General features: G+C 38.7%; 17 protein-coding genes. 7 read left to right on the top strand and 10 right to left on the bottom strand.

What is annotated here, in order from left to right; translation table 11 throughout:
- Window positions 1-129: 129 nt before the first annotated feature.
- A complete protein-coding gene (locus Q3C15_RS02840) occupies window positions 130-732 on the bottom strand; it encodes an XTP/dITP diphosphatase (RefSeq protein ID WP_204778893.1) in 603 nt (200 codons plus the stop codon).
- A gap of 119 nt (window positions 733-851) precedes the next feature.
- On the opposite strand from Q3C15_RS02840, the gene Q3C15_RS02835 reads away from it, so the two are divergent.
- The 3 genes from Q3C15_RS02835 (at window position 852) to Q3C15_RS02825 (ending at window position 2,127) form a co-directional block, all read left to right on the top strand.
- Window positions 852-1,385 (top strand): DUF2507 domain-containing protein, encoded by a 534-nt coding sequence (locus Q3C15_RS02835; RefSeq protein WP_302703989.1) that lies wholly within the window; start codon window positions 852-854, stop codon window positions 1,383-1,385.
- Between the two features lie 104 nt (window positions 1,386-1,489).
- Window positions 1,490-1,849: a type II toxin-antitoxin system RelE/ParE family toxin gene (locus Q3C15_RS02830; protein WP_283600662.1), complete on the top strand. Its 360-nt coding sequence runs from the start codon at window positions 1,490-1,492 to the stop codon at window positions 1,847-1,849.
- A gap of 2 nt (window positions 1,850-1,851) precedes the next feature.
- On the top strand, window positions 1,852-2,127 hold the full coding sequence (locus Q3C15_RS02825; RefSeq protein WP_283600661.1) for a helix-turn-helix domain-containing protein: 276 nt from the start codon (window positions 1,852-1,854) through the stop codon (window positions 2,125-2,127).
- Window positions 2,128-2,201: 74 nt separating this feature from the next.
- Here the strand turns inward: Q3C15_RS02825 and Q3C15_RS02820 are convergent, their stop codons facing one another.
- From Q3C15_RS02820 to zapA, 5 genes are all read right to left on the bottom strand, one after another.
- Complete coding sequence (locus Q3C15_RS02820) at window positions 2,202-3,086, bottom strand: hypothetical protein (RefSeq protein ID WP_283600660.1); 885 nt, start codon at window positions 3,084-3,086, stop codon at window positions 2,202-2,204.
- A gap of 153 nt (window positions 3,087-3,239) precedes the next feature.
- Window positions 3,240-4,223, bottom strand: a complete 984-nt coding sequence (locus tag Q3C15_RS02815) for a ribonuclease Z (RefSeq protein WP_302703988.1) — start codon at window positions 4,221-4,223, stop codon at window positions 3,240-3,242.
- Window positions 4,224-4,332: 109 nt separating this feature from the next.
- Entirely contained in the window at window positions 4,333-6,693 is a 2,361-nt protein-coding gene (locus Q3C15_RS02810) for an endonuclease MutS2 (RefSeq protein WP_302703987.1), read from the bottom strand.
- 14 nt (window positions 6,694-6,707) lie between these two features.
- The gene (locus tag Q3C15_RS02805) at window positions 6,708-7,217 is read right to left on the bottom strand and encodes a CvpA family protein (protein ID WP_302703986.1); all 510 of its coding nucleotides are present in this window, start codon (window positions 7,215-7,217) and stop codon (window positions 6,708-6,710) included.
- Window positions 7,218-7,225: 8 nt separating this feature from the next.
- On the bottom strand, window positions 7,226-7,483 hold the full coding sequence (gene zapA, locus Q3C15_RS02800) for a cell division protein ZapA (protein WP_204778897.1): 258 nt from the start codon (window positions 7,481-7,483) through the stop codon (window positions 7,226-7,228).
- 183 nt (window positions 7,484-7,666) lie between these two features.
- Here zapA and asnB point away from each other — a divergent pair, with 183 nt between their 5' ends.
- Window positions 7,667-9,556 (top strand): asparagine synthase (glutamine-hydrolyzing), encoded by a 1,890-nt coding sequence (gene asnB, locus Q3C15_RS02795; protein ID WP_302703985.1) that lies wholly within the window; start codon window positions 7,667-7,669, stop codon window positions 9,554-9,556.
- 135 nt (window positions 9,557-9,691) lie between these two features.
- Here asnB and fba read toward each other — a convergent pair whose 3' ends face one another.
- A complete protein-coding gene (fba, locus tag Q3C15_RS02790; RefSeq protein ID WP_057827678.1) occupies window positions 9,692-10,558 on the bottom strand; it encodes a class II fructose-1,6-bisphosphate aldolase in 867 nt (288 codons plus the stop codon).
- Between the two features lie 271 nt (window positions 10,559-10,829).
- Between fba and Q3C15_RS02785 the strand changes: the two genes are divergently transcribed.
- Window positions 10,830-12,182: a DUF4041 domain-containing protein gene (locus Q3C15_RS02785; protein ID WP_302703984.1), complete on the top strand. Its 1,353-nt coding sequence runs from the start codon at window positions 10,830-10,832 to the stop codon at window positions 12,180-12,182.
- Window positions 12,183-12,243: 61 nt separating this feature from the next.
- Here the strand turns inward: Q3C15_RS02785 and Q3C15_RS02780 are convergent, their stop codons facing one another.
- Window positions 12,244-12,552: a hypothetical protein gene (locus Q3C15_RS02780; RefSeq protein ID WP_057827676.1), complete on the bottom strand. Its 309-nt coding sequence runs from the start codon at window positions 12,550-12,552 to the stop codon at window positions 12,244-12,246.
- Between the two features lie 280 nt (window positions 12,553-12,832).
- On the opposite strand from Q3C15_RS02780, the gene Q3C15_RS02775 reads away from it, so the two are divergent.
- The gene (locus Q3C15_RS02775) at window positions 12,833-13,081 is read left to right on the top strand and encodes a hypothetical protein (protein WP_278851734.1); all 249 of its coding nucleotides are present in this window, start codon (window positions 12,833-12,835) and stop codon (window positions 13,079-13,081) included.
- 168 nt (window positions 13,082-13,249) lie between these two features.
- Here the strand turns inward: Q3C15_RS02775 and Q3C15_RS02770 are convergent, their stop codons facing one another.
- On the bottom strand, window positions 13,250-14,470 hold the full coding sequence (locus tag Q3C15_RS02770) for an MFS transporter (RefSeq protein WP_302703980.1): 1,221 nt from the start codon (window positions 14,468-14,470) through the stop codon (window positions 13,250-13,252).
- 138 nt (window positions 14,471-14,608) lie between these two features.
- Window positions 14,609-16,018, bottom strand: a complete 1,410-nt coding sequence (locus Q3C15_RS02765; RefSeq protein ID WP_302703978.1) for an MFS transporter — start codon at window positions 16,016-16,018, stop codon at window positions 14,609-14,611.
- A 240-nt stretch (window positions 16,019-16,258) separates the two neighbouring features.
- On the opposite strand from Q3C15_RS02765, the gene clpP reads away from it, so the two are divergent.
- Window positions 16,259-16,852, top strand: coding sequence for an ATP-dependent Clp endopeptidase proteolytic subunit ClpP (gene clpP / locus Q3C15_RS02760; RefSeq protein WP_302703976.1), 594 nt, complete (start codon window positions 16,259-16,261; stop codon window positions 16,850-16,852).
- The last annotated feature ends 1 nt before the right edge of the window (window position 16,853 follow it).

The raw sequence follows: 16,853 nt of genomic DNA, 5'->3' as shown, positions 1-16,853 counted from the left end.
CCAATCACCAAGAATAACTTAATCTTAAAAAGTTCGCTCATTACTAAAATAATAATGGTAAAAATACTCCACTTGATCATTCGCAGTTTGAGATTTTCAATTTCGTGTCGCATTCAATTCATTCCTTAATTAATCTTGCCACCAATTGTCAAACTCAGCCATTAACTTTTTAACGGCTTTCCCCCGATGACTAACGCGGTTCTTTTCGTCAACGGAAACTTCGGCAAATGACTTTTGCAAATCGTTTGAATAAAACAACGGATCATAGCCGAACCCATCACTGCCGGTTTCGTGATCAAGAATCCGACCAAATGCTTCACCACTAACTTCAAGCGGAGCCTTATCAGGGTGAACAACCACGATTGATGTGTGAAAATGAGCTGTCCGTTTATCTGCCGGAACACCTTCTAATGCTTCAAGCAATTTTTTGCGGTTTGCAACATCATCATGGTCTCCCGCATACCGAGCTGAATGAATTCCCGGTGCCCCATCCAAGGCGTCAACACATAATCCTGAATCGTCAGCTAAAACCGTCGCATGCGTAACATTCATTAGGGCATTTGCCTTAATCAATGCATTTTCAGCAAAGCTACTCCCATTTTCATCAATTGCTGGAACTTGATCCGCATCAAGATCCAACAACGTTGTGACTTCAAAGCCCTTTGGTTCAAAGATTTTGCGATATTCACGTGCTTTTCCTGGATTTTTGGTTGCAATTAAAATCTTCGGCATTTTGATTCCCCATCTCTTAAATTTATCCTTATTCTATCATTGATTTTCCAAATTAGTAAGAATTTTTACCTTTAAAAAGGTATAATTAGACATAACGATAAGTTTAGAGGAGCTTAATTATGAAAAAAGACTTTTATAATCAAGTATTAGGTCATCAAACCGGAATCACGCTTGGCAGTGAACTTTTGCGCGACGTTTTGGTTCCATCACTTGTTGGTAATAACGACGATATCATGTATTGGGCCGGAAAACTTTTGGCGCGTAAATTATTGCTTGCAACCGATAATGATTTGCGTTTGTTCTTTGAATATGCCGGTTGGGGAACATTGACCCACACCAAGTCAAAGAAAGAAGAACACACCTTTGAATTAAGCGGTGAACCGGTCAAGGTCCGGTTTGGTGCAACGGAAAAACCAGACTTTCAGCTTGAAGCCGGTTTTATTGCTGAAACGTTCCAGTTACATAGCAACTTCACAACTGAAGCAAAGGTCGAAAAGACAGACGACAAAAAGGACGTTGTTACCATCAACGTCATCATTGATTCGAACGCCCCCATTCAACCAGAAAGCACGGATGTCGAGCCATTCTCAATGATTGAATTTGATAAAATTCAAAAGGAAGCCCAAAAGGTTGATTCTGATAAAGAAGAATGATATTTTCAAACAAATCCAACCGTATCATGCGACGGTTGGATTTTTATTAACGATTTAAAACATCTCAAATTGATTATTAAACCTATATACGCTATCATAAAAACATGGAAAAAGTAATTTTTGAATTTTATACTCGGCCAAATGGGCACACAGAATTTTTAGAGTACCTTGAAAGTCTTAACAAAAAGGAGCGAGCAAGACTGCTGGCTATCATTAAGATGATTTCCATTCAGGGAATTAGTACTGGCATCCAACATAATTGGGTTAAGCGGATTGATAAAAACTTATATGAAGTTCGTTCTCGCGTTTCCAATAATCAACAACGCGGTCTTTACTTTCATGAGGAAGGTACTCACTATATCATCACTCATGGATTTACAAAAAAGACTCAAAAAACGCCCCAACGCGAAATCAACCACGCCAAAGACCTACGTTCAGAATATTTAAAAAATAGGAGGAAATAATTATGAGTAATATTCAATTTGAAGATTATTTAAATGAACAACTTAAGGATCCAGAATTAAAAGAAGAATTTGACAATGAAACAACAAAGTTAGAAAGCGCAATTGCCTTATCTGAAGTTCGAAAAAGCGAAGGCCTCTCTCAAAGAGAACTATCTGCAATTTCTAATATTCCTCAATCAACAATTGCCCGAATCGAAAGTGGATCTAATACAAGTGTTGATACTTTAACCAAAATTGCAAATGCAATCGGTAAAAAACTAGTGATTAAATTTTCGTAATACTAATAATTTAAATCCTTAATAACTTTCAGCCTAACTGTTAATTCACAGTTAGGTTTTTTATTTTCAAAAATCTATCTCGTCAACAAAGTCATCACCGTTACAACTAAAAGTACAAGGACATCAAACTTTCCAATTTTTTCTTTGAGAATCCAACTTCCAAAAACAACACCGTAAAGTGAGGTCATGTTTAAAAGAACCCATGCAATGCCAGATGTTTTGGAAGACGTTGCAATTGTAAACGATATTTGAGCCGCGATTGTAAGCACTGAACGCAATCCGTAAACTGCCACCACCGTTTTTCCAATTTTCATTGACTTTTTATTAATCAATTTGTTTTTTGGACGTGTGAATAATGAAATAAACGAAATCACAAGGCGCAAATAAATTGTGATGATCGTAAAACCCATTAATTCTGAGATTCCATGAATACGGTCAACCAAAAGCGGCGAGAAAGCCGATTGAATCGTCAACAATGGCACAATTACTAAGATTCCCCTCACCCATGTTTCAAAATTAGCCTTTTTGGTACTGGGAGAAAAAGCAAGTAAGCCAACCAGTAAAGTTGAAATCACTGAAACAGAATACTGTTTAAAACTAAAATAAGAAGTTGTAAAAGCTAATGCAAGTGGGATAAATAAATCCGAAATCTTTCCTGAAATTACCGCATCAATTAATGGTAAGTGACGGTATAAATAACTATAACCATATGCAACAAGTTGTACTAACAATGCATAAATAATTATTCTGAACCATTGTTGTGGCAACAACAAAAAATCCAATGAAACTACATGCTGTAAAACAATAAGAACAAACGTTGCCAAAATTGTCGCTAAAATATTATTAATAAAATTAACAACCAGTAAATTCCCTTTACGATAACCCATTTGATAGCGATCGATTACACTAATTACACCTCTAGAAGTTGACGATATTAGAGCCGCCAATATACAAACCATATTTTTTAATCTCCTTTAAACTCTCCTTTTAATGTATATTAACAAAAATGATGATTATTCGAAATATAGTTCACATTTTATGCGCCAAAAAGTATTAATATTAAAAAATGCGATAGCCATCTCTGACTACCGCATTTTTTGTTTTAATCGAAATTAATCATTTTCTTTTGTATCAGCTTTTTCTTCAATCATTGTTGGTTCAGCAAAGTCTTGATCGTAATTTAATGTAAAGTGCATGTGATCCTTTCCGATAACCGTGTTCGGGAAGATATCCGTTGCGTTCTTCACATACTTTTCAGGATCACGCATTGCTTGTGAGAAGTGGGTCAAGACCATTTCCTTAACGTGGCCCTTCTTTGCTTGCGTTGCCGCTTCAGCAAATGTCATGTGCATCTTGTTCTTTGCCTTTTCGGTATCGTCATTTGAACCAAAGTTTGCACAGCTCAAAAGTAAATCTGAACCTTCAATGAAGCCTGGAATTTCAGGTGTTGGCCGCGTATCAGTTACCCAGCTGACCCGCATGCCTTTCCGTGCTTCGCCAAGAACCATGTCTGGGGTGTAAGTTTTACCTTCATATTCAACCGGTTTTTGGCCGCGTTGCAAGTCGCCCCAGATCCGTTGGGGAACTCCGTTGGCCTTTGCCTTTTGCGGGTCAAATTTTGGTTCCCGCTTTAAGTCAACCCGGTATGCAAAGTTTGGCCGTGTATGCTTAACTGGCAATGCTGAAATTGACAATTCACCGTGAATGTACTTGTTGTTGATTACGATTGGTTCACCTGGAACCGGGTCTTCAATAATGTTAATGTCGTAGTTTAACCATGGCATGATGACCCGGAAACCTTTCATAACATCTTTGATTCCCTTTGGCCCAATGATCGTGATTGGTTCTGTCCGGCCAGTGTTACTGGTCGTTCCTAAAATTCCTTGTAATCCAATAACGTGATCCCCATGCAAGTGCGTAATGCAAATTACATCGAGGGATTTGAATCCGCTCCGAACAGCCCGCATTGAAACGCCAGTTCCTTCGCCGGCATCCATCAAAATTTTCCGGCCTTTATATTCAATAATTGCTGATGATAAGTAACGATCTGGAAGCGGAATACTGCCACCCGTTCCAAGTAATGTAACATCAATCATTCATCTTACCTCTTCCTATATTCATTTCCAATTATTAAGTTACGCTTTTTTAATGAAAAAGTACAAGATAAAGCATTGAAAAAAAGAAGGTGTGATCGAATCACACCTTCTACTTAAAGTTCACAATCGTTGCGCCATCGCCACCCGCATTCGGCGATGCATAATTAAAGCTCTTAACGGACGGATTCGTTGAAAGGTACTGCTTGATTGCCTGTTGTAAAGCTCCAGTTCCCTTTCCGTGAATAATCGTCACTGACGGATAACCAGCAAGCAATGCTGAATCAATGTACCGGTCAACGCTCATCAAGGCCTCTTCCTTCGTTTGTCCCCGAAGATCAAGACTCGTTGATAATCCCGATGATGAACTGCGCTTGACACTTACATTTGCATGCGTTGCAGGCTGATCATCAACTTTGACCTTTTCAAGATCATCCGTATCAATTTTCATTTTTAAAATTCCAAGCTGAACTTCCCAATGGTGGTCATCAACTTTCCGAAGCAAGACACCTCGCTGACCGTATGATTTAACCAAAACATCATCATCAACGTGGAATTCCTTTTGGTTCTTGGCCCGCCGTAAAACCTTATTCTTTTTAAGGTTAATTGGCTGTTCCAGCTTATTCAATTTGGTCTTCGCATCAACTAACTCATTTTCCTTAACGGCGCTGGCACTTTGAGTCCGCATCTTCCGTAAATCGGCAATAATCTGGTCCGCCTTGCGCTGGGCATCGTTTACGATCTGATTAGCCTGTTGTTTAGCATGATTCAACTGATTTTCTTTTTGGCTTTCAAATTTTTCAAAGCCCTTTTCCAAATCATGATGCAATTTTTCGGCTTCTTTCAAATGTTTCTTGAAAAAGACCTGCTTTTCTTCTGCATCATGCCGTTTTTTGACCAAATCAGTAATCATTTCATTTAAGTTTTGGCTGTCTTGCGCTACTAATTGCCGGGCAGACTGAACAATCATTTCCGGCAATCCAAGGCGTTGCGAAATGTCGAATGCGTTACTGCGTCCTGGAATTCCAATCAACAGATGATATGTCGGTTGTAAAGTTTCACTATCAAACTCCATTGACGCGTTAATCGTTTGCGGCCGTTCATAACCATAAGCCTTCAATTCGGGATAGTGGGTCGTTGCCACGACATAACTTCCTTCAGCCCCCACGGCATCCAAAATCGCAATCGCCAAAGCTGCTCCTTCCTGCGGATCAGTTCCGGCACCTAATTCATCGAATAAAACCAGTGATTGGGAAGTAATATGCTTCAAAATATCAACAATGTTGGTCATGTGTGATGAAAAGGTACTCAAACTTTGTTCAATCGACTGTTCATCACCAATGTCAGCAAACACTTCATCAAAAACACCGATCCGACTTTCTTCAGCTGCTGGGATAAATAGGCCAGATTGTCCCATCAATTGAATCAATCCTAAGGTCTTTAACGTGATGGTTTTCCCACCAGTATTGGGTCCGGTGATGACGATTGCCTGATAATCTTTGCCAAGCGAAATGTCATTTTTAACCACCGTCTTCGGATCAAGGAGCGGGTGCCATGCTTGGCGCAAATAAATGTCATTTTCAGCTGAAATTTCAGGCAACGTTGCCTTAATTTCGTGAGCATACTGGGCCTTGGCATTAATAAAGTCCATCCGGCCTAAAATCCACGCATTTTCAGAAAGTTCATTCGTATACGGGGCGATCAGTTCGGACAATTCGCGCAAAATCCGTTGAATTTCTTCTTTTTCAGCTAATTGTTGCTGCTTCAACCGGTTATTCAAATCGACAATTGCTTGCGGTTCGATAAATAGGGTTTGCCCTGAAGCACTTTGATCGTGAACGACCCCGCCAAATTGACCGCGATTTTCAGCTTTGACCGGAATTACATAACGGTCGTTCCGGATTGTAACCAGCGAATCGCTTAAATATTTTGACTTGCTTCCGCGCGTCAGGCTTGAAAGTTTATCCCGAATCTCGGCTTCCGTATTTTCAATTTGCCGTCGTAAACTCTTTAATAAGCTCGACGCATCGTCCGTCACATGCCCGTCGCCTTCGATTGAATTTAATAACCGTTTGGCAACATCCGGTAACGTTTCAAGCTGATCATTTAAATCATAAAGACGCTGTAAAACCACTTCATCATCAAGCAATTCGCGGAAAAAAGCCTTAACGGCGTTCGTTGCCCGTAAAACCTTTGCAATCATCGCAAGTTCCTTGCCGTTCAAGGTTGCACCAATTTCAAGGCGTTTCAACTGCATTCGAATATCAAGCAGTTTTGGCATTGGAATTTCGCCCTTCAACCGCAAAATATCTGCTCCGTCCTGGGTTTCGTCTAATAATTCATCAATTCGGTCATAATCGCTTTGCGGTTTCATTCGTTCAACAAGCTTCTTACCGTTTTCAGTTACCGTATACTCCGCGATTTGTTGCCGAATTTTGTCGTACTCTAATGTCTTTAAAATTTTGCTATTCATGCTGCTCCTCCCTTCTAGAATTGATTTTGATCATCATAGTCATTCATTATCTGCTGTGAGATCACCGGTGTTTTCTTTAAAATCCATTCAGCAACCGGCGATTGTTGAACCGTGGCCCGCACGTTTTGACTTGGCCATGCTGCCATCAATAACAGCGCAAAGAAAATTACCACGTACATTAAAATCGTTGATAGGGCTGCCCCCGCCAAGGCATTAACCTGCGAAATTAATGGTAACTTGGTAATCCCGTTGACTGTCCGTGCTAAAAAACGATAAATAATACTGCCAACAATTGCAATGATCCAAAATGCAAGCACGTTATAAAACATTCCTGAAAAAATCGAATTTTTCCATAACGCCGGCATCATCGTTGCTAAAGCTGCGCCCATCGGTTTGGCTAAAAAGATTGCGAGCAAAAAAACAATAACGTAACCTGCAACACTTAACAGCGTCATCAAAAGCCCACGCTTAAGGCCAAAGCGAAAAGCTAAAATCAACAATAAAACGATAATTAACGTTAACATTTAATCACCTAGTCTGTCTGATCTTCAATCTTTTGTTGCAACTTATCTAATTCTTCCTGCTTTTCCAATTGATCTGAAACTGCGTTGATTGCTAAAAGTAATGCGGCCTTCTTTTCCGAAAGGGATGGCATCATTTTTTTGATCGTTGCCAATTCTTGGTTTGCAACTTCCATTACCGCATTCATGTGTTCAGGGGTACTCTTCCCAATAATCGTAAATTCTTCGCCGTCAATTTGAACCTTAAACCGGCGTTTTCCCTCTGCCATATCAATTCCGTCCTTTCAATCACTTAATATTGATATTTTAGCATATTTCGCCGTTAAAAGACGGCCGAAGTTCCTTAATAAATCGCCAAGATTTCGATTTAATGGTTGCAACAATTGAAATTTGCTTTATTATTTACAGTAATAGCGATATAATTCGTTCATATATAAGAAAGGAATTTGATTATGTGTGGAATTACAGGATTCATAAATGATTCAATGGGTGCTGATGAAAAACGCCCCATTTTAACTAAAATGATGGATGCAATCAAACACCGTGGTCCCGATAGCGGCGGTCAAGTCGTTGACGAAAATGTTGCCATCGGAATGCGGCGGTTAAGCATTATCGATGTCCACGAAGGTAAGCAACCGATTTTTAACGAAGACAAATCAAAGGTCATCACATTTAACGGTGAAATTTATAACTTCCAAGAACTCCGTGATGAACTTGTTGCTGCCGGACACAAATTTACAACGCATACTGATACGGAAGTTATCCTTCACGGGTATGAAGAATACGGAACAGACATTTTGAAAAAATTACGCGGAATGTTTGCATTCGTAATTTACGATTTCAAAACAAAGGAACTTTTTGGTGCGCGTGATCCATTCGGAATCAAGCCATTTTATTACACTCAAATGGGTGATACCTTCATGTATGGTTCTGAAATCAAGAGTTTCTTGCGTCACCCAGGCTTCAAGAAGGAACTTAACAAGCAAGCCTTGAAACCGTTCATGACGTTCCAATACTCAGCCTTAAATGAAACATTCTTCAAGGGTGTATATAAATTGAAGGAAGGTCACTACTTCATTTATCGTGACGGCACAATGGACATTCACCAATACTTCGACTACAAGGCTCAGCCTTCAAACGAATCATTGAGTGAAATTACTGATGAAATCGACAATGCGGTCGTTGAATCAGTTAAAGCCCACTCAATCACTGATAAGGAAGTTAAAACTGGTGCTTTCCTTTCAAGTGGGGTTGACTCAAGTTACGTTGCTTCGGTTCTGAAGCCACATACAACATACTCAGTTGGCTTTGACCGCGGAAAGGTTAACGAAATCAACGATGCGGAAGATTTGGCAAAAGAATTAGGAACAAACATGAAGTCCGAAACGATTGATGCCAATGACGCATTCAGTCACTTTGCTCAGATTCAATACTTCCTTGATGAACCTGATTCAAACTTCTCATGCATCCCGTTGTTCTTCTTGTCAAAACTTGCTGCCAAGGATGTTAAGGTTGTTATGAGTGGTGAAGGTGCTGACGAATTATTCGGTGGCTACCAAGCATACGGTTTCTGGACCAAGTCGCGGATGATCCGGTTGATTGCTGAAGCATTGAAGAAGTTGCCGCGCAAGACCCGGAAGAAAATTGCCGATTCAATTCGGGACAAGAACTTCCACGGCAAGGCTCACTTATACACATCAATCGCTCCTGCTGAAGATTTCTTCATCGGCGATTCACGGGTTTTCGAACCGGAAGAAGCAACCGAATTCTTACAAGCCGATTATCAAGACGCACCAACGATTCAACAAATCATTGGCCCAACATACGAAAAGGTTGAAGATCAAACTGCTGAAATCCGCAAGATGCAATACCTTGACTTGCACCACTTCATGCCCGGCGATATCTTATTGAAAGCTGATAAGATGACAATGGCCGCTTCCCTTGAAGCCCGGGTTCCGATTCTTGATATTGAAGTTGCTAAGGTTTCAGAAAAGGTTCCAACCAAGTACATGATCAACTCAAAGAACACGAAGTACGCATTCCGGCAAGCTGCTAAACGCCACTTACCAAAAGAATGGTACAACCGTGAAAAGCTTGGTTTTCCAACCCCGATTCGGGACTGGTTACACGAAGAAAAATACTACAAGATCGTGCGGGATGAATTCTCACAAGATTACGTTAAGGAATTCTTCAAACAAAACAAATTGCTTAAGATGCTCGATGATTACTATGATGGTAAAAACGACAGCCGAAAACAAATTTGGAATGTTTACACATTCTTAACATGGTACAAGGTATACTTCATCAATGATGGTGAAAAACCAGCTGTTGAAGAAATTTAATTGAATAATTGAATTAAGGTCATGGGTTTATCCCGTGACCTTAATTTTTATGTTTAATTTATCCTCAAATCAAAGACAACAAAAAAGCCGCGACTTAAAATCGCAGCTTTTTTATTTATGTCAATTAATAATCGATTATTTAATTGATGGTGTCCCAAGCCAGCCGATGATTTCCTTAACTGTATCAACGACTGCTTGTGTACCAGGAGCAAGTAACTTACGAGGGTCGTAACCTTTACCTTCTTCATCCTTACCTGCTTCGATGTACTTACGAGTTGCAGCAGCAAAGGCAAGTTGGTTTTCTGTGTTGATGTTAACCTTTGAGATACCCATGCTAATTGCTTTTTCGATTTGTTCTTGAGGGATACCTGAACCACCGTGTAATACTAATGGTGTATCAACAGCGTCAGCAATTTCCTTCAAACGGTCGAAGTTAAGACCTTGCCAGTTTTCTGGGTACTTGCCGTGGATGTTACCAATTCCACATGCTAAGTAGTCAACGCCTGTTGCAGCCATTGTCTTAGCTTCTTCAACACTAGCTAATTCGCCGGCACCTGTGACACCGTCTTCTGTACCACCGATTGAACCAACTTCGGCTTCAACAGAAATGCCGCGTTCGTGAGCTAACTTAACAATTTCCTTTGTCTTTTCTAAGTTTTCTTCGAATGGTAAGTCGTGGCCATCAAACATAACTGATGAGTAGCCAGCCTTAATGCATTCCTTAGCAGCTTCATAGTTACCGTGATCTAAGTGCATGATAACTGGAACTGTGATGTTCATAACACGCATTTCGTTTTCTACTAAGTTCTTAACTAACTTATAGTCACCCATGTACTTAGCAGCACCCATTGAGCATTGAATTAAAACAGGTGTGTTTGTTTCTTGGGCAGCTTGAAGAATAGCACGTGTCCATTCCAAGTTATTTGTGTTGAACGCACCAACAGCGTAGTGACCCTTACGAGCATCGTTGTAGATTGCGTTACCATTTACGAATACTGACATAAAACAGCCTCCTAAAAATATACATGTAATTACTCTTCCGAGTACGCCATTATTTTACCACAATCCCTTTTCATTTACCATATTGCCATTAATGGGTGTTATGAACATATTAAGCTATTTTCTGAAAGCTTTTTCTCTCAATATCTTTTACTATATAGATTTTATTTCTATAACTACAATAAGATTTTAAATCTAAAAAATACATCAAAATATGATAAAATTAGATCATATTTTCACCTAATCCAAATTTTATAATTTCAAGGAGGAACTAATGTCTTTTAAAGATTTTTTCAAAATCAAGCAATTTAAAACAACTATCCAACAAAATGCTGAAACAATTCAAAGACTTGAAGAAGAAAATCAAAGTTTGAAAGAAACAGCTAATTTAAAACTTTCTGTTAAACAATTAAAACCAATCGATCTGGAAATTAAAATAAATAAAAAAGAAAAAGAACTATCTGATTTAGAGTCAGCAATCTTATCAAGAAAAAATAAAATTCAATCTCTTTCAAACGATGAACAAGAAATAAATAGTCAAATCAACGATTTAGAAAATCAATTAGTTTCAATTAAAGATGAAGTTAATATGGAGTCATTTGGGCTATATAAACCAAGATATAAATTTGCTAATTCTAGTGCCTATAAAGCAAAATTACTTACTGAACGTGCCAATCAAAAAGAAATGATAAGAGAAAACAAGGCAGGAATTGTTACTACTCAAATGACTTTAAATAATAGCGTTGCAAAAGGAAAAGCAATGCAAAAGAAAAATATAAAAATTATGCTTCGTGCTTTCAATGGAGAATGTGAAGCTGCAATCAATAAAGTAACCAAATCAAATATAGAAACCATTGAAAAAAGAATTTTAAGGTCATATGAACAATTAAACAAATTAATGGAGTCTAACAGTGTTAGAATATCCGAAGACTACCTAGATAGTAAAATTAATGAAGCCCATATTGCACTAGAATATGCCCTAAAAAAGGAAGAAGAAAAAGAACAACTTCGTGAAGAAAGAGAACGCGAACGTGAGGAAAAAGCGCTTCAACGTGAATTAGCTAGTGAGCGCAAAAAATATGAGAAAGATGAGCAACACTTTGCTCAGGCCGAAAAAGAAGTGCAAGAAAAAATAGACAATTCAAAAGATGAAAATGAAATTCTTTCCTTAAAGGAACAGCTTTCTAAATTACAAAACAAACTTTCTGAAATACAGGAAAAAAAGGAAAAATTAAACAATCGAGCAGAAAATCCAACGGCCGGCTATGTTTATATAATTTCCAACATTGGTTCATTTGGAAAAAATGTATTCAAAATTGGCGTTACACGCCGTCTAAATCCTCTTGATCGTATTAATGAACTTGGAAGTGCATCAGTTCCATTTAAATTTGACGTTCATGCATTAATATTTAGCGATAATGCATATAAACTTGAATCTGAATTACATAATAAATTTAATGATAAACGCATTAACCAAGTAAATCATCGTAAAGAATATTTCAATATAACCATCGATGATATAAAAAATGCACTAAAGAACTATCAAAATCTAACCTTCGATTTTAATGAATTGCCTGCTGCTGAAGAGTTCTATGAAAGCCAAAAAATACTAAATTCTAAAAATTAATATTATTAAAATAAAAGCGCTAATCTCGAGTAGGTTCTACCAAGATTAACGCTTTTATAATTTAAGCAACATGATTTTCATGCAAGATATTTTCAACGACCTCTTCCATTTCTGGCGTCCGCTTCCACTCTTCAAAATGGTCAAAGTTTTCTTCCGGCATTTCAAAATTTTCGTTGATGTAGTTTTCGTATGCAATCACATTTTTGGAACGCGGAATGTTTAATTGAACAATTCGCACTTCTTTAATAAAACCGCGAATTGCAGCCAGTTCAGCCCGGCCATTTTGAACAATGTTTGAAATTTCAAAATACCGCGAACCATCATTGCGCGTAATTTCTTCAATCAACGTTAACGTTTCGTGACTCTTCATGGCAATCCCTCCATTTAAATTCCTAGTTCCAGTGTACAAAAAAATGAAACAATAAAAAAGAGGCTATGACAACTGTCACAACCTCGGCATAAGAGAGAAAGAGAATTGATTAGAAGGTAAATTATTAAATACCTTACACTGATAATATATATCACTATGTAAGCGTTGTCAATAATATAATCAAAAATTTTTGATTTTAAAATTCGGTTGCGTTTTTGAATTTAATATTCTCTTTCAAACCCTTTCATATTATAATGAAACTCGTGAGGGAGGAATCATATTGATTAACCATAAACAATTCAAACTCAGCGTCATTCTTGGGGTCATCATTTTTGGAATTCAGCTTTTGATCGGGTTAAATCCGCACACTGGAACTTATCACCGAATTCATCCCGTTTTCGCGCTTTTTAAAACTGAATTATGGTACATTCCGATCCTGTACGTTATTTTAAAACTTTTCGTAATTTGTGCGATTATTTACCTGATTTTTCGGGTTATTAATTACTTTTTAAATTATTATCGAGGTTAAAAATAAGGTTGCGCCGTAAAGCGCAACCTTTTTATTATATCCGCATAATCGGGTTCCAAAACAAACGAGCTATGTGGAAGTTCGAAAAACTCCGAATCTATGCTCCGCGATTCGTTCGCTTTTCTCCTTCCACCACGCTCATTTTTGACGTTTTGTCACACCTTCGCTTTATGCTTTCTTCTTCCCCATTTCCCTTAATCCAGGAATCAGCAGCATTACAACAAAACTTAAAAGATACATCACCGATAAGAAGCCCATTACGACATTCATTGAATACTTGCTCATCAAAAAGCCGATTACAATCGTTGAAAAACTTCCGACCGCTTTTCCGACATTCATGATCAGGTTATTCGCAGTTGCTGAAATGTCAGCTGGGTACAGGTATGTCATAATAGCACCATAACCACCGTACATTCCGTTTGCGAAGAAACCGACAATCGCTCCTAAAATAACCAACTCGATCATGTTGCGGGCTTGAATCAACGCATAAATCACAAATGCAGCTCCAATTAAGAAGCAGCCAAATGACTTCCGCGGACCAAAGTAATCTAAGATATTTCCGAAAACAAGCATCCCGATGCACATTCCAATAATCGTCGCTACCATCCATAATGATGATCCGCGAACGGTAATCCCGAGTTGCTTTTGTACGATGGTTGGAAGCCAGTTCATCAGGCCGTAGTAACCACCTGTTTGCACGATCAGCATGAAAATCAAACCAATCGTTTGCCCGGCAAGTTGAGGAGTTTCAAACAACCGTGAGAATGAAACTTTCGGCTTGTCTGCTTTCTTTTGGTTATTCAAGAACGTCGGACTTTCCTTTAAATTCCGCCGAATAAAGAATGCTAAGATCACTGGGAAGACCCCGACTAAGAATAAGACGTGCCAACCAAAGTGCGGTAAGATCAATGCCGATAAAATCGCAGCAGTGATGCCCCCAAGTTGGCCGCCGATACTTGCAATCGCCGTCACCCGACCATACCGCTTAGCTGAGAAATACTCGCCGATCATTGCCATTCCGGCACCGTATTCCCCACCTTCACCAAAACCGACGAGGAACCGCAAAATGCAAACCATCGTAAAGCTATTTGCAAAGTACATTAACGCTGTTGCGCCGGCAAAAATAAAGATCGTATATGAGAAAATCTTTACCCGGCCGTACTTATCGCTCAGGATTCCAAAAATCAATCCCCCAAGCAACATTCCAAGGTTGGTGATCGTGTTGATCATCCCGGCTTGAGTCGTCGTAATTCCCAAACTGGCAATTACGGAAGTCAAAGCGAAAGACATGAAGTTAAAGTCCATGTTTTCAAAAGAAAAACCAGTCGCAGTAGACGCAATTACACGCTTTTGATCCTTACTGAGACTGGTTGGTTTTGAGTTATCCATAAATATCTTCCTCCAAAATTAATGCTCACAGGCATCGTTTATTTTGACTTAAGTCATACTAGGAGAATATTTTACGCTAATTATTAAAAAAATCAAATTACAAAGAAGGAAATAGCAGTTGCCATTTCCTTCTTTGTATTAAGCTTCCCGTTCTTCTTTTTTCTCCGCTTGTTCTTCTTGCTTGCGTTCGATTTTTTCTTCTTCAGATTCTTTTTCCATGATGCGGTTGTATTTCTTCTTTAAGATCAAGAGAAGAATACATGCAATGATATAGAAGGCCGCTGCAATATAGTATGCAATCGCATAGCCTGATGGATCTTTCAGTAAGAACAATGATGTAAATAATCCAACCCCAATTCCGACAACCGCATTGACGATCGTTGTTAGTGAACTAAATGCGGGCCGTAAGTTTTTCGGGACAAGCGCCATTTGCAATGACTGTTGGACCGGCATTGAAGCGTTGGCCAAGCCTGAACGGAGGAACAAAACAATTCCGATTGCAATTGCCACGTTGCTGCCGAAGATGTTCCCCTTCGCCATCAGCAGCATCAATGGCGTACATGAAAGCGTCATGACTGAAATTGAAACTATTGAACCAAGTTTCTTTTCCAACCACGGTGCAAATGTATAACCAATCAACATCGCAAAGGTTTGCAAAGTAATAATCGTTGAAACGGTTCCCCGTTGGATGTGTAAGAAGTTGTTCAGGTAAATTGGGAAGTATGGTGTTACCAAGTATGCCCCTACCCGAATTAAAGCAAGGAACGTAACGAATAAGACAATGTCCTTTTGCGCCAACATCTTAAAGTTAACAGCCTTCTTAGCTTTCCGTTCAGCAAGTTCGGCTTCCGTTTCGGTGTAGTCGCTTGGCCGTTCTTTCAAGAACAATGAGCAAATAAATGCCAAGACAGTAAATCCAATCGCAATGTAGATCACTGACTTGTATGACGTGATGTAGCTATGTAACATGCTGCCCTTCATATGAGCCTGATTCCCTGACAAAATTGAAGCCTTCGCATAACTGGTTCCCATAATCTTACTAAAAACCCAAACAACAATCTTCCCGCCAAAGAAGGTTACAATTGCTTGAGTAACCAAGTTCGTGATCATAACGACTGACATCATAAATGTCCGAATTTTTCGCGGAACGTAAACCGAATACATTAACGGATACATGAAATCATAAATTCCGACTCCGGCAGTTAATAATGCATATGAGATCGCAATAATCTGCGTATTATCAGTAAAAATCATTGCTAACATCGTTGCAATCGTTAAAATCGGCGCAACGACCAAAACTTTTTTATATCCGGTCTTGTGAATGTAGATCAGCATAATTGCCATTAAAACTGATCCAATCGCAGTATAAATATTCAATCCGGTAACAACTTTCGGTGCAGCAAGATCAAGGTATGAAACCAAAGTGTTATTGGTAATTCCTGTAACCGCACCTAATAAACCATAAATTACAATGTACACAAAACAGTTCCGTTTATACCGGCTTTCCCAATGAAGGGCCGGATCATTTAACGCGGGCATTCCTGACATTTCGCCATCTCCTTTAATTAACGTTAAATTAAGTATACCATTCTTTTTAATCATTTTATAATCTTTTTGACATATTTTTATCATATTAAATTCATTATTTTATTAAAATCTTTTAATTCCGGGCTTTGTTCCCATTTAATTTATTATTTGACCTTTTTTGACCAAAGGGTTAGAATGTAATCAATCAGTTTTGTGTGTTAAACTCAAACTAGTTACTTTATTTTAAGGAGGCAAATTCTCATGAATTTAGTTCCAACAGTTATTGAACAATCTGGTCAAAGCGAACGGGCTTATGACATTTACTCCCGTTTGTTAAAGGATCGGATCATTATGGTATCAGGTGAAATCAACGACGACATGGCAAACGCCATCATCGCCCAATTACTTTTCCTTGATGCCCAAGATTCAGAAAAAGATATTTACATGTACATTAACTCACCCGGTGGTTCTGTTTCAGCTGGGCTTGCAATTTACGACACCATGAACTTCGTTAATGCTGACGTTCAAACAATCGTAATGGGCATGGCTGCATCAATGGCATCAATCCTTGCAACCGCTGGAGCAAAAGGCAAACGGTTTGCATTGCCAAACTCAGAAATTATGATTCACCAACCACTTGGCGGTGCTCAAGGTCAATCAACTGAAATTCAAATTGCAGCTGAACACATTCTTAAGACCCGCAAGTTGATCAATCAAATTCTTGCTGATCACACTGGTCAATCAATCAAGAAGATCAACGCCGACACTGATCGGGATAACTTCATGACTGCTCAAGAAGCCGTTGATTATGGTTTGATCGATGGAATCATGGAAAACAAGAAGAAAATGAAATAAA

Source organism: Ligilactobacillus sp. 110_WCHN (genome assembly GCF_030518115.1).
GTDB classification, from domain to species: domain Bacteria; phylum Bacillota; class Bacilli; order Lactobacillales; family Lactobacillaceae; genus Ligilactobacillus; species Ligilactobacillus aviarius_C.
This window is presented reverse-complemented; position numbering and strand designations above follow the sequence as displayed.